The organism is Agrococcus sediminis, from assembly GCF_007923295.1.
Lineage (GTDB): Bacteria > Actinomycetota > Actinomycetes > Actinomycetales > Microbacteriaceae > Agrococcus > Agrococcus sediminis.
The window spans coordinates 1-23,091 of sequence record NZ_VOIR01000002.1 but is presented as its reverse complement, the minus strand read 5'-3'; the positions used below and the strand labels follow the sequence as shown (position 1 = coordinate 23,091).

The 23,091-nt window shown below is 73.0% G+C and carries 25 protein-coding genes; 23 read left to right on the top strand and 2 right to left on the bottom strand.

The features are described 5' to 3' along the window. Position 1: 1 nt before the first annotated feature. Positions 2–625: a transcriptional repressor LexA gene (gene lexA / locus FQ330_RS00380; RefSeq protein ID WP_128189552.1), complete on the bottom strand. Its 624-nt coding sequence runs from the start codon at positions 623–625 to the stop codon at positions 2–4. Between the two features lie 234 nt (positions 626–859). On the opposite strand from lexA, the gene FQ330_RS00375 reads away from it, so the two are divergent. The 6 genes from FQ330_RS00375 to FQ330_RS00350 all read left to right on the top strand — a co-directional run bounded on the left by FQ330_RS00375 (position 860) and on the right by FQ330_RS00350 (position 5,247). Then, a complete protein-coding gene (locus FQ330_RS00375; RefSeq protein ID WP_146354294.1) occupies positions 860–1,210 on the top strand; it encodes a hypothetical protein in 351 nt (116 codons plus the stop codon). Positions 1,211–1,248: 38 nt separating this feature from the next. Continuing rightward, positions 1,249–2,328: a histidinol-phosphate transaminase gene (locus FQ330_RS00370; protein WP_146354292.1), complete on the top strand. Its 1,080-nt coding sequence runs from the start codon at positions 1,249–1,251 to the stop codon at positions 2,326–2,328. 1 nt (position 2,329) lies between these two features. Continuing rightward, a complete protein-coding gene (gene hisB / locus FQ330_RS00365; protein WP_192575789.1) occupies positions 2,330–2,938 on the top strand; it encodes an imidazoleglycerol-phosphate dehydratase HisB in 609 nt (202 codons plus the stop codon). Further along, positions 2,935–3,582 (top strand): imidazole glycerol phosphate synthase subunit HisH, encoded by a 648-nt coding sequence (gene hisH / locus FQ330_RS00360; protein ID WP_146354290.1) that lies wholly within the window; start codon positions 2,935–2,937, stop codon positions 3,580–3,582. The genes hisB and hisH overlap by 4 nt, the downstream gene beginning before the upstream one ends. A gap of 68 nt (positions 3,583–3,650) precedes the next feature. Then, a complete protein-coding gene (priA, locus tag FQ330_RS00355) occupies positions 3,651–4,400 on the top strand; it encodes a bifunctional 1-(5-phosphoribosyl)-5-((5-phosphoribosylamino)methylideneamino)imidazole-4-carboxamide isomerase/phosphoribosylanthranilate isomerase PriA (protein WP_146354288.1) in 750 nt (249 codons plus the stop codon). Positions 4,401–4,404: 4 nt separating this feature from the next. After that, positions 4,405–5,247 (top strand): SseB family protein, encoded by an 843-nt coding sequence (locus tag FQ330_RS00350; RefSeq protein WP_146354286.1) that lies wholly within the window; start codon positions 4,405–4,407, stop codon positions 5,245–5,247. A gap of 12 nt (positions 5,248–5,259) precedes the next feature. On the opposite strand, the gene FQ330_RS00345 is transcribed toward FQ330_RS00350, so the two are convergent. Continuing rightward, complete coding sequence (locus FQ330_RS00345) at positions 5,260–5,619, bottom strand: DUF1844 domain-containing protein (RefSeq protein ID WP_146354284.1); 360 nt, start codon at positions 5,617–5,619, stop codon at positions 5,260–5,262. A 221-nt stretch (positions 5,620–5,840) separates the two neighbouring features. Here FQ330_RS00345 and infC point away from each other — a divergent pair, with 221 nt between their 5' ends. From infC to tyrS, 17 genes are all read left to right on the top strand, one after another. Next, on the top strand, positions 5,841–6,956 hold the full coding sequence (gene infC / locus FQ330_RS00340) for a translation initiation factor IF-3 (protein ID WP_146354283.1): 1,116 nt from the start codon (positions 5,841–5,843) through the stop codon (positions 6,954–6,956). 9 nt (positions 6,957–6,965) lie between these two features. Beyond that, positions 6,966–7,160 (top strand): 50S ribosomal protein L35, encoded by a 195-nt coding sequence (rpmI, locus tag FQ330_RS00335; RefSeq protein ID WP_128189995.1) that lies wholly within the window; start codon positions 6,966–6,968, stop codon positions 7,158–7,160. A 36-nt stretch (positions 7,161–7,196) separates the two neighbouring features. Beyond that, the gene (gene rplT / locus FQ330_RS00330; protein WP_128189994.1) at positions 7,197–7,583 is read left to right on the top strand and encodes a 50S ribosomal protein L20; all 387 of its coding nucleotides are present in this window, start codon (positions 7,197–7,199) and stop codon (positions 7,581–7,583) included. Between the two features lies 1 nt (position 7,584). Then, complete coding sequence (locus FQ330_RS00325; protein ID WP_146354281.1) at positions 7,585–8,397, top strand: TrmH family RNA methyltransferase; 813 nt, start codon at positions 7,585–7,587, stop codon at positions 8,395–8,397. Between the two features lie 63 nt (positions 8,398–8,460). Further along, positions 8,461–9,198: an amino acid ABC transporter ATP-binding protein gene (locus FQ330_RS00320; RefSeq protein WP_146354279.1), complete on the top strand. Its 738-nt coding sequence runs from the start codon at positions 8,461–8,463 to the stop codon at positions 9,196–9,198. A gap of 39 nt (positions 9,199–9,237) precedes the next feature. Further along, the gene (locus FQ330_RS00315) at positions 9,238–10,161 is read left to right on the top strand and encodes a glutamate ABC transporter substrate-binding protein (RefSeq protein ID WP_128189991.1); all 924 of its coding nucleotides are present in this window, start codon (positions 9,238–9,240) and stop codon (positions 10,159–10,161) included. A gap of 63 nt (positions 10,162–10,224) precedes the next feature. Beyond that, positions 10,225–10,872: an amino acid ABC transporter permease gene (locus tag FQ330_RS00310; RefSeq protein WP_128189990.1), complete on the top strand. Its 648-nt coding sequence runs from the start codon at positions 10,225–10,227 to the stop codon at positions 10,870–10,872. Further along, complete coding sequence (locus FQ330_RS00305) at positions 10,869–11,807, top strand: amino acid ABC transporter permease (RefSeq protein WP_128189989.1); 939 nt, start codon at positions 10,869–10,871, stop codon at positions 11,805–11,807. The genes FQ330_RS00310 and FQ330_RS00305 overlap by 4 nt, the downstream gene beginning before the upstream one ends. A 30-nt stretch (positions 11,808–11,837) precedes the next feature. Further along, on the top strand, positions 11,838–12,884 hold the full coding sequence (gene pheS, locus FQ330_RS00300) for a phenylalanine--tRNA ligase subunit alpha (protein WP_128189988.1): 1,047 nt from the start codon (positions 11,838–11,840) through the stop codon (positions 12,882–12,884). Further along, on the top strand, positions 12,884–15,370 hold the full coding sequence (gene pheT, locus FQ330_RS00295) for a phenylalanine--tRNA ligase subunit beta (protein ID WP_146354277.1): 2,487 nt from the start codon (positions 12,884–12,886) through the stop codon (positions 15,368–15,370). Before pheS ends, pheT begins: the two co-directional genes overlap by 1 nt. 10 nt (positions 15,371–15,380) lie before the next feature. After that, complete coding sequence (locus FQ330_RS00290) at positions 15,381–16,055, top strand: SIMPL domain-containing protein (RefSeq protein ID WP_146354275.1); 675 nt, start codon at positions 15,381–15,383, stop codon at positions 16,053–16,055. A gap of 9 nt (positions 16,056–16,064) precedes the next feature. Further along, on the top strand, positions 16,065–17,111 hold the full coding sequence (gene argC, locus FQ330_RS00285; RefSeq protein WP_146354273.1) for an N-acetyl-gamma-glutamyl-phosphate reductase: 1,047 nt from the start codon (positions 16,065–16,067) through the stop codon (positions 17,109–17,111). Continuing rightward, the gene (gene argJ / locus FQ330_RS00280) at positions 17,108–18,280 is read left to right on the top strand and encodes a bifunctional glutamate N-acetyltransferase/amino-acid acetyltransferase ArgJ (protein ID WP_146354272.1); all 1,173 of its coding nucleotides are present in this window, start codon (positions 17,108–17,110) and stop codon (positions 18,278–18,280) included. Before argC ends, argJ begins: the two co-directional genes overlap by 4 nt. After that, positions 18,270–19,190 (top strand): acetylglutamate kinase, encoded by a 921-nt coding sequence (argB, locus tag FQ330_RS00275; protein ID WP_146354270.1) that lies wholly within the window; start codon positions 18,270–18,272, stop codon positions 19,188–19,190. Before argJ ends, argB begins: the two co-directional genes overlap by 11 nt. Further along, positions 19,187–20,116, top strand: a complete 930-nt coding sequence (gene argF, locus FQ330_RS00270) for an ornithine carbamoyltransferase (RefSeq protein ID WP_146354268.1) — start codon at positions 19,187–19,189, stop codon at positions 20,114–20,116. Before argB ends, argF begins: the two co-directional genes overlap by 4 nt. Then, positions 20,113–21,528 (top strand): argininosuccinate lyase, encoded by a 1,416-nt coding sequence (gene argH / locus FQ330_RS00265; protein ID WP_146354266.1) that lies wholly within the window; start codon positions 20,113–20,115, stop codon positions 21,526–21,528. Before argF ends, argH begins: the two co-directional genes overlap by 4 nt. 19 nt (positions 21,529–21,547) lie before the next feature. Further along, positions 21,548–22,861, top strand: a complete 1,314-nt coding sequence (tyrS, locus tag FQ330_RS00260) for a tyrosine--tRNA ligase (RefSeq protein WP_146354264.1) — start codon at positions 21,548–21,550, stop codon at positions 22,859–22,861. The last annotated feature ends 230 nt before the right edge of the window (positions 22,862–23,091 follow it).

The window sequence follows — 23,091 nt, the reverse complement described above, 5'->3', positions numbered from 1 at the left end:
GTCAGACCGACCGGAGCACGGCCACCACGCGGCCGAGCACGTCGGCCTCGTCGCCGAGGATCGGCTCGAACGCGGAGTTGCGCGGCAGCAGCCAGGTGTGGCCGTCGCGCTGGCGGAACACCTTGACCGTCGCCTCGCTGTCGAGCATCGCGGCGACGATGTCGCCGTTCTCGGCCGTCTGCTGCTGGCGCACGACCACCCAGTCGCCGTCGCAGATCGCGGCGTCGATCATGGAGTCGCCGACGACCTTCAGCATGAAGAGGTCGCCGGTGCCCACGAGCTGCCGGGGGAGCGGGAAGACGTCCTCGACCTGCTGCTCGGCCGTGATGGGCACGCCTGCGGCGATGCGGCCGACGAGGGGCACGAACGCGGCCTGGTCGATGCTGCCCGCGGTCTCGTCGACCTCGTCGTCGATGAGCACCTCGATCGTGCGCGGGCGGGACGGGTCGCGGCGGATGCAGCCCGCGAGCTCGAGCTGGCCGAGCTGGTGGGTGACGCTCGAGAGCGACGAGAGCCCCACGGCGTCGCCGATCTCGCGGTAGCTCGGCGGGTAGCCGCGCTGGCGCACCGCCCGCTGGATGACCTGCAGGATCGCCTGCTGCTTCTCGGTCAGCTGCCTCGTCATGCCCGCTCCGCTCCCTCAGGTGCATCGCGTGTCAGTGGCCCGCGATTGACTCCTCGTGGTTCGAAAGCGTATCCGACAGGACGCCCGGATCAAACGGATGTTCGAGTGTGTCGTGGAGAAACTCCGCGACAGCGCTTGACGCATCCGGAGGATCGAAGATAGGTTCGAAACAGAGATTCGCGGCCGGTGCTCCCGGCCGAGCACCGGCCGCGGACTCCACCGAGAGGAACTGCGATGACTGCGATCACCACCACCACGCCGGGTGCCCGCGTGCGCCTGACCGCCCGCGGCCGCCGTGCCCTGGCACTGCTCGTCGCCGCGCCCGTGCTCGCCGCAGGCGCGCTCGCCGGCGCCGGCGTGCTCGGCGACGCCCTCGCCGGTGCCGTCGCCTCGTCGACGGCCGAGACGGCGCAGTTCGAGCACATCACCGTCATGCCGGGCCAGTCGCTGTGGCAGATCGCCGAGGCCGTTGCGCCTGAGGCCGACCCGCGCGACGTGGTCGCCGAGATCGAGCTGCTGAACGGCATCGCCGGAGCCATCCAGCCGGGCGAGCGGCTCGCGATCCCCGTGCACTACTCCGGCTGAGCCACGAGCGGCATCCGCGCCGGTCCTAGGCTGGTTCGGTGACGAGCCTCGACGACCTGCCCATCCGCGACGACCTGCGCGGCCTGACGCCCTACGGCGCGCCGCAGCTCGACGTGCCGGTGCGGCTCAACGTGAACGAGAACGCGTACCGCGTGCCGGAGGCCGTGGCGCTCGACATCGTGCAGCAGCTCGCCCGCGCCCTGCCCGACGCCAACCGCTACCCCGATCGCGAGTTCGACGCGCTGCGCGCGGCCTTCGCCGGCTACCTCGGCCACGGCCTCCAGTCCGCGCAGATCTGGGCCGGCAACGGCTCCAACGAGGTGCTGCAGCACGTGCTCCAGGCATTCGGCGGCCCGGGGCGCTCCCTGCTGTCGTTCACGCCCACCTACTCGATGTACCCGCTGCTCGCGCAGGGCGTCGGCATGCGCTGGGTGCCCGTGCCCCGTGCCGACGACTTCACGCTCACGCCGCAGGCCGTGCGGGAGGCGATCGCCGAGCACGATCCCGACGTGGTGTTCCTCTGCTCGCCCAACAACCCCACCGGCACCGCCATCGACCTCGAGACGATCGAGGCAGCCGCCGAGGCCGCGCGCGGCATCGTGCTGGTCGACGAGGCCTACGCCGAGTTCGCCCACGACCGCAGCCGCACGGCGCTGACGCTCCTGGAGCGGCACCCCCGGCTGCTCGTCTCGCGCACGATGAGCAAGGCCTTCGCCTTCGCGGGCATCCGCGTGGGCTACCTCGCCGCCGATCCGGCGGTGATCGACGCGCTGCGGCTCGTGCGGCTGCCCTACCACCTGTCGGCGCTGACGCAGGCGGCTGCCGTGGCGGCGCTGCGCCACAGCGACGCGATGCTCTCGCGCGTCGACGAGCTGCGCACGCAGCGCGACCGCATCGTCGACGAGCTCACGGCGCTCGGCTACCGTCCCTACCCGTCCGACGCGAACTTCGTGCTCGTGGGCGGCATCGACGACCCCCGGGCGACGTTCGAGGCGCTGCTCGAGCGCGGCATCCTCGTGCGCGACGTCGGGCTGCCGCACACCCTCCGCATCACCGCCGGCACCGCCGCCGAGACGACCGCGCTGCTGTCGGCGATGGCAGCGCTGCGCGCGGAATAGGATCGAGGCCATGGCCCGCACCGCATCCATCGAGCGCACGACGAGCGAGTCGAGCATCCGCCTCTCGCTCGACCTCGACGGCACCGGCGCCTCGTCGATCTCGACGACGGTGCCGTTCTACGACCACATGCTGACGGCCTTCGCGAAGCACTCGCTCATCGACCTGCAGGTCGAGGCGAGCGGCGACACCGACATCGACGCGCACCACACGGTCGAGGACACCGCCATCTCGCTCGGCCTCGCGCTCGCCGAGGCCCTGGGCGACAAGGCCGGGGTGCGCCGCTACGGCGACGCGACCGTGCCGCTCGACGAGGCGCTCGCGCGCGCCGTCGTCGACCTCTCCGGCCGACCGTTCCTCGTGCACTCCGGCGAGCCCGCGGGCTTCGAGCTGCACCGCATCGGCGGGCACTTCACCGGCTCGCTCGTGCGTCACGTGCTCGAGGCGATCACCCTGAACGCGCGCATCACGGCGCACGTCGAGGTGCTCGCGGGCCGCGACCCGCACCACATCGCCGAGGCCGAGTTCAAGGCGCTCGCCCGCGCGATGCGCGTGGCGGTCGAGCCCGACCCGCGCGTCACCGGCGTGCCCTCGACGAAGGGCGCGCTGTGACGCGCTCCCCGCTCGCCCGGCCGCGCGTCGCGCTGCTCGACTACGGCCTCGGCAACGTGCACTCGGCGGCGAAGGCCCTCGAGGCGGCCGGCGCCGACGTCACGCTCACGGCCGACCGCACCGCGGTCATGGAGGCCGACGGCCTCGTCGTCCCCGGCGTCGGCTCGATGGCCGCCTGCATGGCCGGCATCCAGGCGATCCGCGGCGGCGAGCTCATCGGCCGGCGCCTCGCCGGCTCGCGCCCCGTGCTCGGCATCTGCGTCGGCATGCAGGTGCTCTTCTCGAGCGGCGAGGAGGGCGGCGGCACGACCGCGGGCCTCGACGAGTGGCCCGGCACCGTGCGGAGGCTCCGCGCCGACATCCTGCCCCACATGGGCTGGGCGCAGGTCGAGGCGCCCGAGGACTCCGTGCTCTTCGAGGGCGTGCACGACGAGCGCTTCTACTTCGTGCACACCTACGCCGCCACCGAGTGGCACATCGACCCGCACCCGCGCATCCGCCCCCCGCGGGTGACGTGGGCCGAGCACGGCGAGCGGTTCATCGCCGCCGTCGAGAACGGCCCCCTCTCCGCCACGCAGTTCCACCCCGAGAAGTCGGGCGAGGCGGGCATCCGCCTGCTCGGCAACTGGGTGCGCGGCCTCTGAGCTGGCCGCCGCCGAGCGGCGGCAGTAGCATCGCCGTGGCCCCGACACCGGAAGGCATCCCCATCCCCATGACCGACTTCAATCAGTCGCCCAAGCTGCAGCTGCTGCCTGCGATCGACGTGGCGGGCGGCAAGGCCGTGCGGCTCACGCAGGGCAAGGCCGGCACCGAGACCTCCTTCGGCAGCCCCGTCGACGCCGCCGAGGACTGGGTGCGGCAGGGTGCCGAGTGGATCCACCTCGTCGACCTCGACGCCGCCTTCGGGCGCGGCGACAACCGCGCCGTCATCAAGAAGGTGATCAAGGCCAGCAAGGGCCGAGTGCAGGTCGAGCTCTCCGGCGGCATCCGCGACGAGGCCTCGCTCGAGTCGGCGCTCGCCACCGGCGTGAAGCGCATCAACCTCGGCACCGCGGCACTCGAGAACCCCGAGTGGACGGCATCCGTCATCGCCGAGTACGGCGACCAGATCGCGGTGGGCCTCGACGTGCGCGGCACGACGCTCGCCGCCCGCGGCTGGACGCAGGACGGCGGCGACCTGTGGGATGTGCTGGCGCGCCTCGAGGCCGCGGGCTGCAGCCGCTACGTGGTCACCGACGTGACGAAGGACGGCACCCTCCAGGGCCCGAACCTCACGCTGCTGCGCCAGGTCGCCGAGCGCACGCAGAAGCCGATCGTCGCCTCCGGCGGCGTCGCGAGCCTCGACGACATCGCCGCGCTCCGCGAGCTCGTGCCCTACGGCGTCGAGGGCGCCATCGTGGGCAAGGCGCTCTACGCCGGCGCGTTCACGCTCGCCGCCGCGCTCGACGTCGCCGGCCAGTAGGCCGGTGGCCGACGGGCAGCCGCGCCGCGCGGCCGACTCGGCGGGCCGGCCGTGGGAGGGTCGATCCTTCGACCACCACGACACGGCCTACGCGCACGACGACGGCTCCGCGCCCGCGGGCTTCGTCGACGCGGTGCGCGCGCTCGCCGACGGCAGCGGCGGCCGCTCGGCCGTCGTGGACGCGCTGCGCGGCGCGCGGCTGCTCGTGCCGCTGCTCGCGGCGGCGGGGGAGACCGGCGTCGACGACCGGGGCCGCACCGTCGACAAGACCCAGGAGCTCTCGATCGTGACGGTCCTCGGGCCCGACGGACGGCCCATCCTGCCCATGTTCTCCTCGGTCGACGGCATGCGCGGCTGGAACGCCGCCGCCCGCCCCGTGCCGACCGGCATCGGCCGCGCCGCCGCGGCAGCGCTCGACGGGCCCGGCCGCATCGTCGTCGACCCGGGGGCCGCGACCGAGCTCGTGCTCACCCGCACGATGCTCGAGGCGCTGCTGACGGATGCGCCCTGGACGTGGGGCGTCGAGGACCCGGCCGTGCAGGGGGCCGTCGTCGACGCGATGCTCGCGCAGCCCGCGGTGCAGGCCGTCGTGCTCGCGACGGGGGACCCGCGCAGCACGCTCGCGGGCGCCGATCTCGAGGTGCACGCGCTCGTCGACGCGGCGCCCGACGCCGCCGAGCAGGTGCAGTGCGCTGCGGCGGCGCTCGCCGACGCCGAGCTCGTGCGCGAGCGCATCGACAGCGTGGCCGTGCGCGTCCACCGCTGGGACGGGGGCGCGGCGCGGCTGCCGCTGCGTGCGCCGGCGGTGCTCGCCGTCACGCGCGCCGAGCGCGAGGCCGCCCGCTAGGCAGCCCTCCGACTAGGAGACGGGCCCGGTGAACTTCTCGCCCGGGCCCTTGCCGGGGGCGTCGGGCATCGGGCTCGCCTCGCGGAACGCGAGCTGCACCGACCGCAGGCCGTCGCGCAGGGGTGCGGCGTGAATGCCGCCCACCTCGGGCGCGGCCGCGGTGACGAGGCCGGCGAGCGCGTTGATGAGCTTGCGCGCCTCGTCGAGGTCGAGCTGCTGCTCGGGGTCGTCGGCGAGGCCGACCTTCACCGCGGCGGCGCTCAGCAGGTGGATCGCGACGGTGTTGATCAGCTCGACCGCCGGGACGTCGGCGATGTCGCGCGCCTCGGTCAGCGCGTCGTCGTGGTGGTCGTGCTGGATCGGGTCAGTCATCGCGCTCTTCTCCTGGAGGCCGGTGTCTGGTAGAGTTCTGCAGGTTTCGGGCTTCCGCCCGGAGGTGAAAGAGGAGCAATCCCACCCGCAGCCGTTCCAGGCTATCGGGTCAGCAGCACCGGGCAGCGCGTCGTGAGGCGGGCACCGCGGTGCTGAGCCACGCAGGTCGATCCCGCGCTCTGGCTCCTCGTTCGCCGTGCACCAGCACACAGCACAGCAACGTGAAGGAGCCCGCGATCAGCGATCCCCGCACCAACGAGCGCATCCGCGTCCCCGAAGTCCGACTGGTCGGCCCTGCCGGCGAGCAGGTCGGCGTCGTCCGGGTCGAGGATGCCCTTCGTCTTGCCCGTGAGGCAGACCTCGACCTCGTCGAGGTCGCGCCGAACTCGCGCCCGCCCGTCGTCAAGATCATGGACTACGGCAAGTTCAAGTACGAGCAGGCGCAGAAGGCCAAGGAGGCCCGTCGCAACCAGGCGAACACCGTCCTCAAGGAGGTCCGGTTCCGCCTGAAGATCGACGATCACGACTACGAGACGAAGCGCAAGCGTGCACAGGGGTTCCTGGAGGCGGGCGACAAGGTCAAGGCCATGATCCTCTTCCGCGGCCGCGAGCAGTCGCGCCCCGAGATGGGCGTCAAGCTGCTGCAGCGCTTCGCGGAGGACATCCAGGAGTACGGCGCGGTCGAGTCGTCGCCGACCATCGACGGTCGCAACATGGTGATGATCGTCGGCCCCATGCGCTCGAAGTCGGACGCCAAGGCCGAGCTGAACGCGACGCGCACCGCGCAGCGCAAGGCCGACCAGGAGAAGCGCCGTGCCGAGGCCGAGCGGCAGGCGGCACGCCAGGCCGAGGTCGAGGCGTCGCGCCCCGCTCGCCCGACGCTGCCCGCGGGCAGCGCGACGAACGGCGACACCGAGCTCACCCGCTCGCCGCGCCCGGCCACGTCGCGCCCGTCGACCACGTCGCGCCCGGCCGGCTCGTCGCGGCCGTCCTCCGACAGCCGCGGCTCCGACGCGCGCCCGCCCCGCTCGTCCGAGCGCAGCTCGGAGCCGCGCTCCGACTCGCGCTCGTCCGAGCCGCGCAGCGACTCGCGTCCCCGCCAGGCGCCGCGCACCGTCCAGCCGACGCCCGCCCAGGCGCCCCGGCCGGCGTCCGCGCCCAAGCCCGCTGCCGCATCCGCCGCAGCCGCCCCCGCTGCGCCCGCAGCCGCCAAGCCCGCCGCGACGCCCGCGACGCCGAAGCCCGCGGGCAAGCCCGCAGCGCCGGGGTCCGCGAAGCCCGCTGCGCCCAAGGCCAAGCACGCAGGCTCGCCCGCGAGCAAGCCAGCATCCGAGTAGGAGACAAGAATGCCCAAGCAGAAGACGCACTCCGGTGCGAAGAAGCGCTTCAAGATCACCGGCACCGGCAAGATCCGCAAGCAGCAGGCCGGCATGCGCCACAACCTCGAGGTGAAGTCGTCGGTCCAGACGCGCCGCCTCAACAAGGACAAGGTCGTCGCGCCCGCCGACGCCAAGATCATCAAGAAGCTGCTCGCCCGCTGACGCGCGCGACGACGAAGAGATAGAGGGAACACACTCATGGCACGTGTCAAGAGGGCGGTCAACGCCCACAAGAAGCGTCGCGTCATCCTCGAGCAGGCAGCCGGCTACCGCGGGCAGCGCTCGCGCCTGTACCGCAAGGCCAAGGAGCAGCTGCTCCACTCGCACGTCTACGCCTTCCGCGACCGCAAGGCGAAGAAGGGCGAGTTCCGCCGCCTGTGGATCCAGCGCATCAACGCCGCTGCCCGTCAGAACGGCCTCACCTACAACCGCCTGATCCAGGGCCTCGGCCTCGCGGGCATCGAGGTCGACCGCCGCATGCTGGCCGAGCTCGCCGTGCACGAGCCCGCCACCTTCACGGCGCTGGTCGAGGCCGCCAAGGCGGCCCTGCCGACCGACACGTCGGCTCCGCAGAACGCGGCCTGACATGCTCGACAGCCCCCGCGCGCCCCGCGTGCGAGAGGCTGCGAGACTCCAGCAGCGAGCAGCCCGGTCATCGACCGGGCTGTTCCTGTTGGAGGGCCCCGCGGCGCTCGACGAGGCGGTGCGCTGGCAGCCCGCGCAGCTCGTCGACGTCTTCGTCACCGACGCGGCGCGGGAGCGCCATGCCGACCTCATCGACCGCGCCGCGCAGCACGCGCCGGTGACCGCCGCCTCCGAGCGCGCGCTCGCAGCCATCGCCGACACCGTGCATCCGCAGGGCATCGTCGCGGTCGCGAAGCAGGCCCCCGTCCGGCTCGAGGACGCCATCGCGCGCGCCGCTGCCGCCGAGCACCCGCTCGTCGCGATCCTCCACGAGGTGCGCGACCCCGGCAACCTCGGCACGATCCTCCGCGCGGCCGACGCGGCCGGCGCATCCGCCGTCATCGTCACCGCCAACTCCGTCGACCCCTACGCGCCCAAGGTCGTGCGCTCGACGACGGGCTCGCTCTTCCACGTCGACATCGCCGTCGGCGCCGCCACGATCGACGCGGTCGAGGCCGCCGCCGCGGCCGGCCTCAGCGTGCTCGCTGCCGACGTCTCGGGCGACGACCTCACGGTGCTGCGCGCCGAAGGCGCGCTCGCGCGACCCACCGCGTGGCTGTTCGGCAACGAGGCGCGCGGTCTCGACGCCGCGACCCTCGCGCTCGCCGACCGCGCGGCCAGGCTGCCCGTCTACGGGCGCGCCGAGTCGCTCAACCTGGCCACCGCGGCATCCGTCTGCCTCTACCAGAGCGCCTTCGCGCAGCGCGACGTGTAACCGTTTCGTTTCGATCCGAACGAGCGGCCACAGCGGGGCCATAGGTCGTGCTTTGATGAGCGCATGCAGCCCCTCGTCGAGCTCGATCACGTCAACAAGCACTACGGCGACCTGCACGTGCTGAACGACATCGACGTCGCCATCCCCAAGGGCCAGGTCGTGGTCGTCATCGGCCCCTCCGGCTCCGGCAAGTCGACCTTCTGCCGCGCGATCAACCGCCTCGAGACCATCGACGACGGCGAGATCCGCATCGACGGCGTGCCGCTGCCCGCCGAGGGCAAGGAGCTCGCGCAGCTGCGCGCCGACGTCGGCATGGTGTTCCAGTCGTTCAACCTCTTCGCCCACAAGTCGATCCTCGAGAACGTGACGCTCGGCCCCATCAAGGTGCGCGGCAAGAAGCGCAAGGAGGCCGAGGAGCAGGCGATGGAGCTGCTCGACCGCGTGGGGATCGGCAACCAGGCGCACAAGATGCCGGCGCAGCTCTCGGGCGGCCAGCAGCAGCGCGTCGCGATCGCCCGCTCGCTCGCCATGGAGCCGAAGCTCATGCTCTTCGACGAGCCCACGAGCGCGCTCGACCCCGAGATGATCAACGAGGTGCTCGACGTGATGGTCGAGCTCGCGCACGGCGGCATGACGATGATCACGGTCACGCACGAGATGGGCTTCGCCCGCAAGGCGGCCGACCGCGTGCTGTTCATGGCCGACGGCAAGGTGCTGGAGGACTCGACGCCGGAGTCGTTCTTCTCGAACCCGCAGACCGAGCGCGCCAAGGACTTCCTCTCGAAGATCCTCACGCACTGATCTGACCCGCATCACACCAGCAATCGAAGGAGAAGCACCATGCGCAGCAAGCTGACGCTCGGCGCGGCCGCATTCGCGGTCCTCGCGCTCACCGCGTGCGGCGGCCCGGCCGGCACCACGTCGTCCGAGGCCCCTGAGGAGTCCACCGACTCGGGCTCGTCGACCGAGCACCCCTACGGGCTCGAGGTCGCCGAGGCGCCGGAGTTCGAGGAGGGCACGACCATGGCCGAGCTCTCCGAGGCCGGCGCCATCACGATCGGCACGAAGTTCGACCAGCCGCTCTTCGGCCTCGTCGGCCCCGACGGCGCGCCCGAGGGCTTCGACGTCGCCGTCGGCTCGCTGATCGCCGCCGAGCTCGGCATCCCCTTCGAGTCCATCGAGTGGACCGAGACGGTGTCCGCCAACCGCGAGACGTTCATCGAGAACGGCACGGTCGACCTCGTCGCAGCCACGTACACGATCAACGACGCCCGCAAGGAGGTCATCGACTTCGCCGGGCCGTACTACGAGGCCGGCCAGGCGCTGATGGTCCAGGCCGGCAATCCGGAGGGCCTGACCGGGCCGGACGACGTCGCCGGTCTCGCCGTGTGCTCGGTCGAGGGCTCGACGCCTGCGGCACGCATCGTCGACGAGTACGGCGCCGAGCTGCAGGCCACCGACGCCTACTCCAACTGCCTCGACCCGCTGCGCAACGGCCAGGTCGTCGCGGTGACGACCGACAACGTGATCCTCGCCGGATTCGTCGACCAGAACGCAGGGGAGTTCGAGCTCGTCAACGACGGTGAGACCTTCACCGAGGAGCCCTACGGCATCGGCCTCACCAAGGGCGACGACGCCTTCCGCGACTGGATCAACGACGTCCTCGACGAGGCCGTGGCCGACGGCACGATGGCGGAGCTGTGGGAGCAGACGGCCGGCACCGTGCTGCCGACGCCCGAGTTCCCGGCGACCGACCGCTACTGACCGATCACCCGAGCCGGGTGCGGGAGGGTCACCTCCCGCACCCGGCCGCCGGATGAGGGATTGATGCAAGCACTTCTCGAGAACTGGCCGCTCTGGCTCCAGGGCATGGGCGCGACCCTGCTGCTCACCGCAGTGGTCACGGTCATCGGCCTGCCCATCGGCATCCTGCTGGCCGGCATGCGCGTCTCGCCGGTCGCGGCGCTGCGCGTGGTCGCCGCCGTCTGGACCGAGGTGGCGCGCAACACGCCGCTCACGCTCGTGTTCTTCTTCACCGCCTTCGTGCTGCCCAAGCTCGGCATCGTCCTCGACTTCACCCTCGGCGCGATCATCGCGCTCACCTACTACACGAGCGCCTTCTTCGCCGAGGCGGTGCGCTCGGGCATCAACTCCGTGCCGATCGGCCAGGCGGAGGCCTCGCGGTCGATCGGCCTCGGCTTCGGCTCGACCATGCAGCTCGTCATCCTCCCGCAGGCGTTCCGCAGCGTGCTGCCGCCCGTCATCAACGTGGTGATCGCCCTGGTGAAGAACACCTCGGTCGCGATGGGCTTCTTCGTCTTCGTCCTCGTGTCGGTCGCCCAGCGGCTCTCGAACGTCTACGGCGACCAGAGCCTGCAGATCTTCGTGGGCATCGCCCTGAGCTACCTGATCCTGACGGTGCCGCTCGGCCAGCTGGTCGACCACCTCGAGCGCAAGTGGAGCGTGCAGCGATGAGCGGCTCGGTCCTCTTCGACGCCCCCGGGCCCAACGCCATCCGCAGGTCGCGGCTGCTCTCGATCGTCTTCGCCGTCGTCGCCGTGGTGGCGCTCGGCATCGCGGTGTACCAGCTGTGGCTCGGCGGCGCGTTCTACCAGGACCGCTGGGACATCTTCCAGGACCCCGCGCTGTGGTTCGGCGCGCGGGGGCTCATGGTGGGCCTCGGCACCACGCTCTCGATCGCGGGCATCGCAGCGGTCGGCGCCATGATCCTCGGCGTCGTCTTCGCGATCCTGCGGAACGCCTACTCGCCCTGGGTGCGCGTGCCGACGACCGTCGTGCTCGAGTTCTTCCGCGGCATGCCGGTGCTGCTGATGATGCTCTTCATCCTCATCGTCTTCTCGACCGGCGCGTACTGGGCGGTCGTCTGGGCGCTCGTCGTCTACAACGGGGCCATCATCGGCGAGGCGCTCCGAGCCGGCATGAAGTCGCTCCCGAAGGGTCAGCGCGAGAGCGGGCTCGCGATCGGGCTCACGCCGCTGCGCACCACGCTCGAGATCGAGCTGCCGCAAGCGCTGCGCATCATGATGCCGATCATCCTGGCCCAGCTCATCGTGCTGCTGAAGGACACCTCGCTCGGCTACATCGTCGGCTCGCCGGAGATCATCCGCATCGGCCGACAGCTCGTCGACTTCTACGACCGCCAGGGCGGCCCGTACGCGCTGTCGATGTTCTTCGTGATGCTGGCGATCTTCCTCGGCATCAACCTGACGCTGTCGGCGATCGTCCGCCAGCTGACCAAGCGGATGTCGCGGCCCCGTCGCGGCGGTCGGAACCTGGACGGCACCCCCACCGCGGCGATCCCGCTGAGCACCCGAGCGCTGCGCGAGATCAAGGACCCTCAGGCCGAGACGACCCGGCTTCCGGGCTCGGGCCTCGGCGGACAGGGCTGAGGGGCCCGCCCCGCTCGGTAGGATCGTCGGGTGCCAACCCCTGACGAGAACGCCGACCTCGGCGCGCGCGTCGACGCCGCGGTGGCCGCGGCGCTCGCCGCGATCGAGGCCGCGCAGACGACCGCCGACCTGCAGGCCGCGAAGGCCGCCCACAACGGGCAGGGCTCCGAGCTCGCCGGGCTCAACGCGAGCCTGCGCGACATCGCGCCAGAGCAGCGCAAGGCCGCCGGCCAGACGATCGGCGCCGGTCGCGGCCGCGTCGCCGAGGCGATCGCCGCGCGCCAGCAGGAGCTCGCGGCGGCCGAGGAGGCCGCCCAGCTCGAGGCCGAGCGCGTCGACGTCACCGCGCTGCCGCGCATCCGCACCGCCGGCGGCCGCCACCCGCTGACGATGCTCATGGACGAGATGAGCGACGTCTTCGTCGGCATGGGCTGGGAGGTCGCGGAGGGCCCCGAGCTCGAGCACGAGTGGTACAACTTCGACGCGCTCAACGTCGACCCCGACCACCCCGCGCGCAGCGAGTCCGACACCTTCTACGTCGCGCCCGCAGACCGCCACATGGTGCTGCGCACCCAGACGAGCCCCGTGCAGGCGCGCTCGCTGCTCACGCGTGAGCTGCCCGTCTACATCGTCGCGCCCGGCCGCGTCTACCGCACCGACGACATCGACGCCACGCACCTGCCGGTCTTCACGCAGATGGAGGGCCTCGCCGTCGACAAGGGCATCACGATGGCCAACCTGCGCGGCACGCTCGAGCACCTCGCGCGCATCATGTTCGGCGACGAGGCGAGGATCCGCCTCCGCCCCAACTACTTCCCCTTCACCGAGCCGAGCGCCGAGATGGACGTCTGGCACCCCGGCATGCGCGGCGGCCCGCGCTGGGTCGAGTGGGGCGGCTGCGGCATGGTCAACCCCAACGTGCTGCGCGCGGCGGGCGTCGACCCGGAGGTCTACTCGGGCTTCGCGTTCGGCATGGGCGTCGAGCGCACCCTCCAGTTCCGGTACCAGCTCGACGACATGCGAGACATGATCGAGGGCGATGTGCGCTTCACCGAGCAGTTCGGGATGGTGATCTGATGAGGATCCCGCTGTCATGGCTGCGCGAGCACGTCGACGTGCCCGCCGACGACGCCGCCGACTGGCTGCACGCGACGCTCGTGCGCGTCGGCTTCGAGGAGGAGACGGTGCACGGCGGCGAACTGCGCGGCCCGATCGTCGTCGGCCGCGTCCTCTCGTTCGTCGAGGAGCCGCAGAAGAACGGCAAGACGATCCGCTACGCGCAGGTCGACGTCGGCGAGGCCAACGGCGGCGTGCGCGGCATCGTCTGCGGCGCGCTCAACTTCGTCGAGGGCGACCGCGTCGTCGTGACGCTGCCCGGCGCGGCGCTCCCGGGCGGCTTCGAGATCGCCGCGCGCAAGACCTACGGCCACGTCTCCGACGGCATGATCGCCTCCGAGCGCGAGCTCGGCCTCGGCGACGACCACGACGGCATCATGCGCCTCGACCCGCTCGGCATCCCGGGCGAGGTCGGTGCGGATGCGCTGGCGCTCCTGGGCCTGGACGACCAGGCGGTCGAGATCAACGTGACGCCCGACCGCGGGTACGCGCTCTCCATCCGCGGCATCGCCCGCGAGGTGGCGTCCGCCACGGGACAGGCGTTCGTCGACCCCGCAGACACCGCGCGCGCCGCGGTCGACGCGGGCCCCGCATCCGGCTTCCCGCTCGAGCTGCGCGACGACGCGCCCATCCGCGGCCGCGCCGGCTGCACCCGCTTCGTGGTGCGCGTGGTGCGCGGCATCGACCCGACCCGCGCGACGCCGTCGTGGATGGCCTCGCGGCTGCGGCTCGCGGGCATCCGCTCCATCTCGCTGCCGGTCGACATCACCAACTACGTGATGCTCGAGCTCGGGCAGCCGATCCACGGCTACGACCTCGCGAAGCTCCGCGGCGGCATCGTGGTGCGCCGCGCGCAGCCCGGGGAGCGGCTCACGACGCTCGACGACGTCGACCGCGCGCTCAGCCCCGAGGACCTCCTCATCACCGACGATCGCGGCGCGATCGGCCTCGCGGGCGTCATGGGCGGCGCCGAGACCGAGATCGACGCGACGACGACCGATGTCCTCATCGAGTCGGCAACCTTCGACGGCGTCACGATCGGGCGCTCGGCACGCCGGCACAAGCTGTTCTCCGAGGCGTCGAAGCGCTACGAGCGCGGCGTCGACCCGGCGGTGGCCGACGCGGCAGCCGCCCGCGTGGCCCAGCTGCTCGTCGACCTGGCGGGCGGCACGATCGACGCCCTCGGCGCCGACCAGGGCGAGGTGCCCGCGATGCGGCCGATCACGATCGGCGTCGGCTTCTGGAACGCGCTGCTCGGCACCGACTACCGCGTCGAGGAGGCGCGCGGCGCGCTCGAGCGCATCGGCGCTGTCGTCGTCGAGCAGGGCGCGGATGCGTGGACGGTCACGCCGCCCACGTGGCGCCGCGACCTCGTCGACCGCGAGGGCCTCGTCGAGGAGATCGCGCGCATCGTCGGCTTCGACCGCATCCCCTCCGTCCTGCCGGTCGCGCCGCCCGGGCGCGGCTACACGCGGGCGCAGCGCCTGCGGCGACGCGTCGCCGACGCGCTCGCCTCGGCCGGCCTGACCGAGGTGCTCGTGGCGCCCTTCGCCACCGAGCGCCAGGCGCGCATGACGGGTGCCGAGCCCGTGCGGCTCGAGAACCCGCTCGACGGCGAGCGCCCGTGGCTGCGCACCGCGCTGCTGCCGGGCATGCTCGACACCGCGCACCGCAACCTCGGCCGCGGGCTCACCGACCTCGCGCTGTTCGAGCTCGGCCGCGTGTTCGTCGCGGTCGACGGCCAGGGCACCGACGAGCTGCCGGCCGCCGACGCGCGCCCCGCCGACGACGTGCTCGCCGCGCTCGACGCGCTGCCTGCGCAGCCCGACCACGCGGCGGTGCTGCTGGTGGGCGAGCGGGTGCGCAAGCAGCCAGGCACCGCCGCGGCGCGCTACGGCCTCGCCGACGCGATCGAGGCTGCGGAGCGCGTCGCGCGCACGCTCGGGCTCGAGCTCGACGTGCGCCAGGGGCAGCGGGAGTGGCTGCACCCGGGGCGCACCGCCGAGCTGCTCGTCGGCGACGAGGTCGTCGGCGTGGCCGGCGAGCTGCTGCCGCAGGTGGCGGCCGACGCCGACCTCCCGCGGGTGGTGGCGGTCGCCGAGCTCGACCTCACCGCGATGATCGCCCGCGCCCGCGTCGGGCTCGACACCGCGCGCATCGCGCCGGTGCCGGCGGCCACGCAGGACCTCTCGCTCGTGGTGCCCATCGGGGTGCCGGCGGGCGAGGTGCAGCGGGCGGTGCGCGACGGTGCAGGCACGCTCCTCGAGCACATCGCGCTCGTCGACGACTACCGCGGGCAGGGCCTCGGCGAGGGCGAGAAGTCGCTCACGTTCGCCCTCCGCTTCCGGGCGCCCGACCGCACGCTGACCGCGGCCGAGGCATCCGAGGCGAAGCTCGCGGGGCTGCGGGTCGCGACCGACCGGCACGGGGCGAGGCTGCGCGAGTAGCATCGCGGCCATGGTCGAGATCCTGGTCACCGGAGAGGCCGTCGAGCGAGCCGCCGCCGAGCGCGCGACCGTCACGCTGCAGTCGCGGTGGCAGGCGGATGCGCCGGAGGCGGCGATGACGCTCGTCGCGAAGGCGCACAGCCGGGTGAGCGCCGAGGCGCGCGCCTTCGCGGAGTCGGGGGCCGTCGACACCTGGCACGCCGACCGCGTGTGGGTCTCGCACCACCGCGAGTGGGTGGGGGAGGGCCAGCCGCAGCGGCTGGTCTTCACGGCTTCGGCCTCCGTCACCGCGACGTTCGTCGACGTCGAGGCGCTCGGCACCTGGATCGGCGAGCTGGGCGCCGAGCAGGTGCACGAGGTGGGCGGCATCGCCTGGTCGCTCGCCGAGGGCACCGAGCGCGAGCTCGCGAGCCGCGCCCGCTCGCGCGCGATCGCCGACGCGGTGGCGCGCGCGGCCGACTACGCCGAGGCCGCGGGCCTCGGCGCGCCGGTCGTGCGCAGCATCCGGGAGCCCGGGGTCGAGCCGCCCCGCCCGCTGCTCGCCAAGCGGCAGCGCGGCGTCGAGTCGATGGTGCTCGGCGCGGCCGACGCGGGCGGCGCGGTCGAGCTCGCGGCGGGCGACATCGAGGTGCAGGCGCTCGTCGAGGTGGGCTTCTCGGCGGAAGCCGCATCGCGCGGCGACTAGCCTGGAGGCATGAGCCTCTCCGTCGCCGTCGCAGGGGCGAGCGGGTACGCAGGGGGAGAGCTGCTGCGGCTGCTCGCCCACCACCCCGAGCTGGAGGTGCGCACCGTCACCGCGCACGCCAACGCCGGGCAGCCCCTCGTCTCCGTGCACCCCAACCTCCGGTCCTTCGCCTCGCTGACCTTCCAGGAGACGACCGCCGAGGTGCTCGCCGGCCACGACGTCGTCTTCCTCGCGCTGCCGCACGGGCACTCGGGCGGCATCGCCGCGCAGCTGCCCGAGTCGACGCTCGTGGTCGACGCCGGTGCCGACCACCGGCTCGAGCGCGCCGACGACTGGCAGGCGTTCTACGGCACCGAGCACGCGGGCACCTGGCCCTACGGGATGCCCGAGCTGATCCTCGCCGACGGCGGCCGCCAGCGCCGGGAGCTGCGGGCAGCGCGCCGCATCGCGGCGCCCGGCTGCAACGCGACCGCGGTCACGCTCGCAGCCGCCCCCGGCATCGCCGCGGGCCTCATCGACGCGACCGCGCTCACCTCCGTGCTGGCCGTCGGCTCCTCGGGCGCCGGCCGTGCTGCGAAGACGCAGCTGCTCGCGGCCGAGCTCACCGGCAGCGCCGCGCCGTACGGCGTCGGCGGCAGCCACCGGCACCTGCCCGAGATCGCGCAGAACCTGCGCGCGGTCGGCGCGGCCGAGGTGCGCCACTCCTTCACGCCGGTGCTCGTGCCCATGACCCGCGGCATCCTCGCGACCGTCACTGCGCCGCTCATCGGCGAGGCGACGCCCGAGCAGGTGCGCAGCGCCTGGCTCACCGCCTACGGCGACGAGCGGTTCATCCACGTGCTGCCGACGGGCGAGTACCCGCGCACGGCCGACGTGCTCGGCTCCAACTCGGTGCACATCGGCGTCGGCCTCGACGAGGCGGCGGGCCGCGTCGTCATGATCGCCGCGATCGACAACCTCGGCAAGGGCACGGCGGGCGCGGCCGTGCAGTCGGCGAACATCGCGCTCGGCTTCGACGAGCAGCTCGGCCTCCCCGTCGACGGGGTCGCCCCGTGAGCGTGACGGCGGCGGACGGCTTCCGCGCGGCCGGCGTCGCCGCAGGCGTCAAGGCCTCCGGCGGGCTCGACGTCGCGATGGTCGTGAACGACGGCCCGCTCTCGGCCGCGGCGGGCGTCTTCACGTCCAACCGCGCGAAGGCCAACCCGGTGCTGTGGAGCGAGCAGGCGCTCGCGGGCGGCAGCGCCCGCGCGGTCGTGCTCAACTCCGGCGGCGCCAACTGCTTCACCGGCGCGTTCGGCTTCCAGACGACCCACCAGACCGCCGAGCGCGCCGCCGAGCGCCTCGGGATCGGCGCGATCGACGTGCAGGTGTGCTCGACCGGCCTCATCGGCGTCGGCGACGAGTCGTTCCGCGCGGCCGTGCTGCGCGGCGTCGACCTGGCGGCGGATGCGCTGGCCGGCGCGGGCGGGGACGCCGCGGCCGGGCTGACCTCCGCCCAGGCCATCATGACCACCGACTCGGTGCCGAAGCAGGCGGTCGCGCGCGGCGACGGCTTCACCGTCGGCGGCATGGCGAAGGGCGCGGGCATGCTCGCGCCGGGCCTCGCCACGATGCTCGTCGTGCTGACGACCGACGCCGCGTGCACCGCCGACGTGCTCGACCGGGCGCTGCGCGCCGCGACCCGCGTCACCTTCGACCGGCTCGACTCCGACGGCTGCATGTCGACGAACGACACCGTGCTGCTGCTCGCGAGCGGCGCCTCGGGCGTCGAACCCGACGAGGCCGCCCTGGCGGCGGCGGTCGCCGCGGTCTGCGACGACCTCGCCCGGCAGCTGCAGGGGGACGCCGAGGGCGCGAGCCACGACATCGCGATCGAGGTGCGGCATGCCGCGACCGAGGACGAGGCGGTCGTGGTCGCGCGCTCGGTCGCGCGCTCCAACCTCTTCAAGGCGGCGATCTTCGGCAACGACCCGAACTGGGGCCGCGTGCTCGCGGCGATCGGCACGACGGATGCGTCCTTCGACCCGTACGCGGTCGACGTCCACTTCAACGGGGTGCGCGTCTGCCACGCCGGCGAGCCCGACCGCCCGCGCGACGAGGTCGACCTGACGCCGCGGGCGACCGCGATCGTGATCGACCTGTTCGCGGGCGAGGCGACCGCGACCATCCGCACCAACGACCTCACCCACGAGTACGTGCACGAGAACTCCGCATATGCCAGCTAGGGACGCGGCGCTGCTGGCGCAGAAGGCCGAGACGCTCATCGAGTCGCTGCCGTGGCTCGAGCGCTACCGCGGCGCGACGATGGTCGTGAAGTACGGCGGCAACGCGATGGTCTCGGCCGAGCTGCAGCGCGCCTTCGCCGAGGACATGGTGTACCTGCGCCACGTCGGCATCCGGCCGGTCGTCGTGCACGGCGGCGGGCCGCAGATCAGCGAGGCGCTGCGCATCCACGGCATCGAGAGCGAGTTCCGCGGGGGCTACCGCGTCACGAGCCCCGCGGCGATGGACGTGGTGCGGATGGTGCTCACCGGGCAGGTGGCGCGCACGCTCGTGTCGCTCATCAACGCGCACGGCCCGCTCGCCGCGAGCATGTCCGGCGAGGACGCGGGGCTCTTCACGGGCCGCCGTCGCGGGACGGTCGTCGACGGCGAGGAGGTCGACCTCGGCCAGGTCGGCGACGTCGTCGCGGTCGACCCGGCGCCCGTCCAGCGGCTCGTCGAGGCGGGCCTCATCCCGGTGGTGTCGTCGATCGCGCCCGACGGCGACCGCCCGGGGGAGTCGCTCAACGTGAACGCCGACGCCGCCGCGGCGGCGCTCGCAGCTGCCCTCGGCGCGCAGAAGCTCGTCATCCTCACCGACGTCGAGGGCCTCTACCGCGACTGGCCCGACCGCGGCTCCCTCATCAGCGAGCTCACCGACCACGAGCTCGAGGCGCTGCTGCCGTCGCTCGAGTCGGGCATGATCCCCAAGATGCAGGCGTGCCTCGACGCGGTGCGGGGCGGCGTGCCGAAGGCCGCCATCATCGACGGCCGCGCGCCCCACTCCATCCTCACCGAGATCTTCACGAGCGCCGGCTCGGGCACCGAGGTCGTGCCCGCCGACGCGCCGACCCAGGGCAAGGAGCCTGCATGACCCGCCACTTCCTCCGCGACGACGACCTGAGCCCGGCCGAGCAGCGCGAGGTGCTCGAGCGCGCGACGCGCATGAAGGCCGACCGCTTCGCGGAGCGGCCGCTCGAGGGCCCTCGTTCGGTGGCGGTGATCTTCGACAAGTCGTCGACCCGCACCCGCGTCTCGTTCCACGTCGGCATCTCCGACCTCGGCGGGTCGCCGCTCATCATCTCGACCGCGTCGAGCCAGCTCGGCGGCAAGGAGACCGCGGCCGACACCGCGCGCGTGCTCGAGCGCCAGGTGGCCGCGATCGTGTGGCGCACCTACGCGCAGGCCGGGCTCGAGGAGATGGCCGAGGGCACGACGGTGCCCGTCGTCAACGCGCTCTCCGACGACTTCCACCCCTGCCAGCTGCTCGCCGACCTGCTCACGATCCGCGAGCACAAGGGCGAGCTCGCCGGGCTCACCGTCGCGTTCGTCGGCGACGGGCGCTCGAACATGGCGCAGTCGTACCTGCTGGCGTGCGCGACCGCCGGCATGCACGTGCGCGTCGGCGCACCGGCCGAGTACGCGCCGGATGCGCGGGTCGTCGCCGACGCCCAGCGCATCGCGAGCGGCACCGGCGGCAGCGCGTCGCTCACGACCACCGCGTCCGAGGCCGTCGCGGGCGCCGACGTCGTCGTCACCGACACCTGGGTGTCGATGGGCAAGGAGGACGAGAAGGCCGAGCGGGTCGCGACCTTCGGCGGATTCAAGGTCGACGCGGCGCTCATGGCGCAGGCGAAGCCCGACGCGGTCTTCATGCACTGCCTGCCCGCCGACCGCGGCTTCGAGGTGACCGCCGACGTCATCGACGGACCGCAGTCGATCATCTGGGACGAGGCGGAGAACCGCCTGCACGCGCAGAAGGCGCTGCTGGCCTGGCTGCTCGAGCGGAGCGCGGCATGAGCGACCAGCACGGCACGAACGAGGGCTCCCTCTGGGGCGGCAGGTTCGCCGCGGGGCCGAGCCCCGAGATGGCACGGCTGTCGAAGTCGACGCAGTTCGACTGGCGGCTCGCGCAGCTCGACATCCGCGGCTCCAAGGCCCACGCGACCGCGCTGCACGCGGCCGGCCTGCTCTCGGACGACGAGCTGGCCGGCATGCGCGCCGCCCTCGACGAGCTCGCCGAGCGCGTGCGCACGGGGGCGTTCGTCGCCGCCGAGTCCGACGAGGACGTGCACGGCGCGCTCGAGCGCGGCCTCATCGAGGTGGCGGGCGCAGAGCTCGGCGGGCGGCTGCGCGCCGGCCGCTCCCGCAACGACCAGATCGCGACGCTCGTGCGGGTGTGGATGCTCGAGGAGAGCGTCGAGGTCGAGCGCGGCATCCGCGCGGTGATCGAGGCCCTGCGCCTGCAGGCCGACGCGCATCCGCACGCCCCGATGCCCGGGCGCACGCACCTGCAGCACGCGCAGCCGGTGCTGCTCGCGCACCACCTGCTCGCGCACGCGTGGCCGCTCGTGCGCGACCTCGAGCGGCTCGCCGACTGGCGCGAGCGGGCGAGCGAGTCGCCCTACGGCTCGGGCGCGCTCGCCGGATCGACCCTCGGGCTCGACCCCGCGCTCGTGGCGCACGAGCTGGGGCTCGCGGCCCCGAGCCCGAACTCCATCGACGCGACCGCGGCGCGCGACGTCGTCGCCGAGCTCACCTTCGTGCTCACGATGACGGCGATCGACCTCTCGCGGCTCGCCGAGGAGGTCATCTTCTGGACCACGCGCGACGTCGGCTTCGCGCGCCTCCACGACGGCTTCTCGACGGGGTCGTCGATCATGCCGCAGAAGAAGAACCCCGACATCGCCGAGCTCGCCCGGGGCAAGGCCGGCCGGCTCATCGGCGACCACGCGGGCCTGCTCGCGACGCTCAAGGCGCTGCCGCTGGCCTACAACCGCGACCTGCAGGAGGACAAGGAGCCGGTCTTCGACGCGGTCGACCAGCTGCAGGTGCTGCTGCCGGCCTTCGCCGGCATGGTCGCGACGCTCGCCTTCGACGAGGAGCGGATGCGCGCGGGCGCGGCGGCGGGATACGCGCTCGCGACCGACGTGGCCGAGTGGCTCGTGCGGCGCCGCGTGCCGTTCCGGGTGGCGCACGAGATCGCGGGCAGCCTCGTGCGGCTGTGCGAGGAGCGCGGGATCGAGCTCGACGAGGCGACCGACGACGACTACCGCTCGGTGTCCGAGCACCTGCTGCCCGAGGTGCGCGAGGTGCTCACCGTCGACGGGGCGATCGCCGCGCGCGACGGCGTCGGCGGCACGGCGCGGTCGGCCGTCGACGCGCAGCTCGCCACGCTCGACGCGCGCCTCGCGCGCCTCGCCGAGCGCTGACGTTCGATAGGTTCGACGGGTGACCGAACTCGCTCCCATCCAGCTCGACCCGGCGTTCCCGAATGTCTGGGACGAGCTGCAGTACCGCGGCAGCGTGCACGTGTCGACCGACCCGGAGGCGCTGCGGTTCCTCCTGGGCGGCGCGCCGATCACCTTCTACTGCGGCTTCGACCCGACCGCGCCGAGCCTGCACCTCGGCAACCTGGCGCAGCTCATCATCATGCGCCGCCTGCAGCTGGCCGGCCACCGGCCGCTCGCGCTGGTCGGAGGCTCGACGGGCCTCATCGGCGACCCGAAGCCGACCGCCGAGCGACAGCTCAACGACCGCGAGACGGTCGCCGAGTGGGTCACCTACCTCGGCGAGCAGATGCTGCGGTTCCTCTCCGCCGAGGGCGACAACCCGGTCGAGCTCGTGAACAACCTCGACTGGACGGCGCCGATGTCGACCGTCGACTTCCTGCGCGAGATCGGCAAGCACTTCCGCGTCGGCACCATGCTGCGCAAGGACGCCGTCGCATCGCGGATGGAGTCCGAGGAGGGCATCTCCTACGCCGAGTTCAGCTACCAGGTGCTGCAGGGGCTCGACTTCCGCGAGCTCTTCCTCCGCTACGGCTGCATCATGCAGCTCGGCGGCAGCGATCAGTGGGGCAACCTCACCGCCGGCACCGAGCTGATCCGCAAGGCGGAGGGCGTGCACGCCCACGCGCTGGGCTCTCCGCTCGTCACCGACGCCGATGGGAAGAAGTTCGGCAAGAGCGAGGGCAACGCGGTCTGGCTCGACCCGCAGCTGACCACCCCGTACGCGATGTACCAGTTCTGGCTCAACCAGGACGACGCGATCGTGGTGCAGCTGCTCAAGACGTTCACGTTCCTGCCCTCGTCCCGCATCGAGGAGCTCGCGCAGGCGACGGCGGATGCGCCGTTCCGGCGCGAGGCGCAGAAGGAGCTCGCGCTCCAGGCGACGTCGTTCATCCATGGGGAGCCCGCGACGCAGCAGGCCATCGCCGCATCCCACGCGCTGTTCGGCGCCGGCGACCTCCAGGCGCTGGGGGAGGACACGCTCGCCGCAGCTGTCGCCTCGCTCGACAAGCAGGCGACCGCGACACCGGACGCCCCGGTGCTGCAGCTGCTGCAGGAGACCGGGCTGGTCGACTCGCTCTCGGATGCCCGGCGCGCGATCGCCCAGGGCGGCGTCTCCGTGAACAACCAGCGCATCGACGACCCGGCCGCCACGCTCGAGGGCCGGCTCCTGCACGGCCGGTACGCCGTGCTGCGGCGCGGCAAGAAGACGCTCGCGGGCGTCGATGCAGGGCTCGACGCGGCGCGAGCCTGACCACCCGGGCGCGCGCCCCGTTCCCCGGATCTCCGGGCGAGGAGCGAGACACGCCCGGGATGCGCGGGGTTTGGGATGCGGGCCCGGATGCCGTGTAACGTGATCCCTCGTCACCCCATAGACGCCGGGCCGAGAGGCTGGCGGATCAAGAGGGACCAACACCTCCTCGTCTTCGGGTTCGTGCGCACGTTGTGCGCTGGCTCGTGGGGCGAGTATCGTGACTACTCCAC

What these genes read in the sequence shown, in the direction of transcription:
- lexA (WP_128189552.1), bottom strand. Translation starts at nt 625, where the DNA reads ATGACGAGGCAGCTGACCGAGAAGCAGCAGGCGATCCTGCAGGTCATC.
- FQ330_RS00375 (WP_146354294.1), top strand. Translation starts at nt 860, where the DNA reads ATGACTGCGATCACCACCACCACGCCGGGTGCCCGCGTGCGCCTGACC.
- priA (WP_146354288.1), top strand. Translation starts at nt 3,651, where the DNA reads ATGACCGACTTCAATCAGTCGCCCAAGCTGCAGCTGCTGCCTGCGATC.
- FQ330_RS00345 (WP_146354284.1), bottom strand. Translation starts at nt 5,619, where the DNA reads ATGACTGACCCGATCCAGCACGACCACCACGACGACGCGCTGACCGAG.
- rpmI (WP_128189995.1), top strand. Translation starts at nt 6,966, where the DNA reads ATGCCCAAGCAGAAGACGCACTCCGGTGCGAAGAAGCGCTTCAAGATC.
- rplT (WP_128189994.1), top strand. Translation starts at nt 7,197, where the DNA reads ATGGCACGTGTCAAGAGGGCGGTCAACGCCCACAAGAAGCGTCGCGTC.
- FQ330_RS00325 (WP_146354281.1), top strand. Translation starts at nt 7,585, where the DNA reads ATGCTCGACAGCCCCCGCGCGCCCCGCGTGCGAGAGGCTGCGAGACTC.
- FQ330_RS00320 (WP_146354279.1), top strand. Translation starts at nt 8,461, where the DNA reads ATGCAGCCCCTCGTCGAGCTCGATCACGTCAACAAGCACTACGGCGAC.
- FQ330_RS00315 (WP_128189991.1), top strand. Translation starts at nt 9,238, where the DNA reads ATGCGCAGCAAGCTGACGCTCGGCGCGGCCGCATTCGCGGTCCTCGCG.
- FQ330_RS00310 (WP_128189990.1), top strand. Translation starts at nt 10,225, where the DNA reads ATGCAAGCACTTCTCGAGAACTGGCCGCTCTGGCTCCAGGGCATGGGC.
- FQ330_RS00305 (WP_128189989.1), top strand. Translation starts at nt 10,869, where the DNA reads ATGAGCGGCTCGGTCCTCTTCGACGCCCCCGGGCCCAACGCCATCCGC.
- pheT (WP_146354277.1), top strand. Translation starts at nt 12,884, where the DNA reads ATGAGGATCCCGCTGTCATGGCTGCGCGAGCACGTCGACGTGCCCGCC.
- FQ330_RS00290 (WP_146354275.1), top strand. Translation starts at nt 15,381, where the DNA reads ATGGTCGAGATCCTGGTCACCGGAGAGGCCGTCGAGCGAGCCGCCGCC.
- argC (WP_146354273.1), top strand. Translation starts at nt 16,065, where the DNA reads ATGAGCCTCTCCGTCGCCGTCGCAGGGGCGAGCGGGTACGCAGGGGGA.
- argB (WP_146354270.1), top strand. Translation starts at nt 18,270, where the DNA reads ATGCCAGCTAGGGACGCGGCGCTGCTGGCGCAGAAGGCCGAGACGCTC.
- argF (WP_146354268.1), top strand. Translation starts at nt 19,187, where the DNA reads ATGACCCGCCACTTCCTCCGCGACGACGACCTGAGCCCGGCCGAGCAG.
- argH (WP_146354266.1), top strand. Translation starts at nt 20,113, where the DNA reads ATGAGCGACCAGCACGGCACGAACGAGGGCTCCCTCTGGGGCGGCAGG.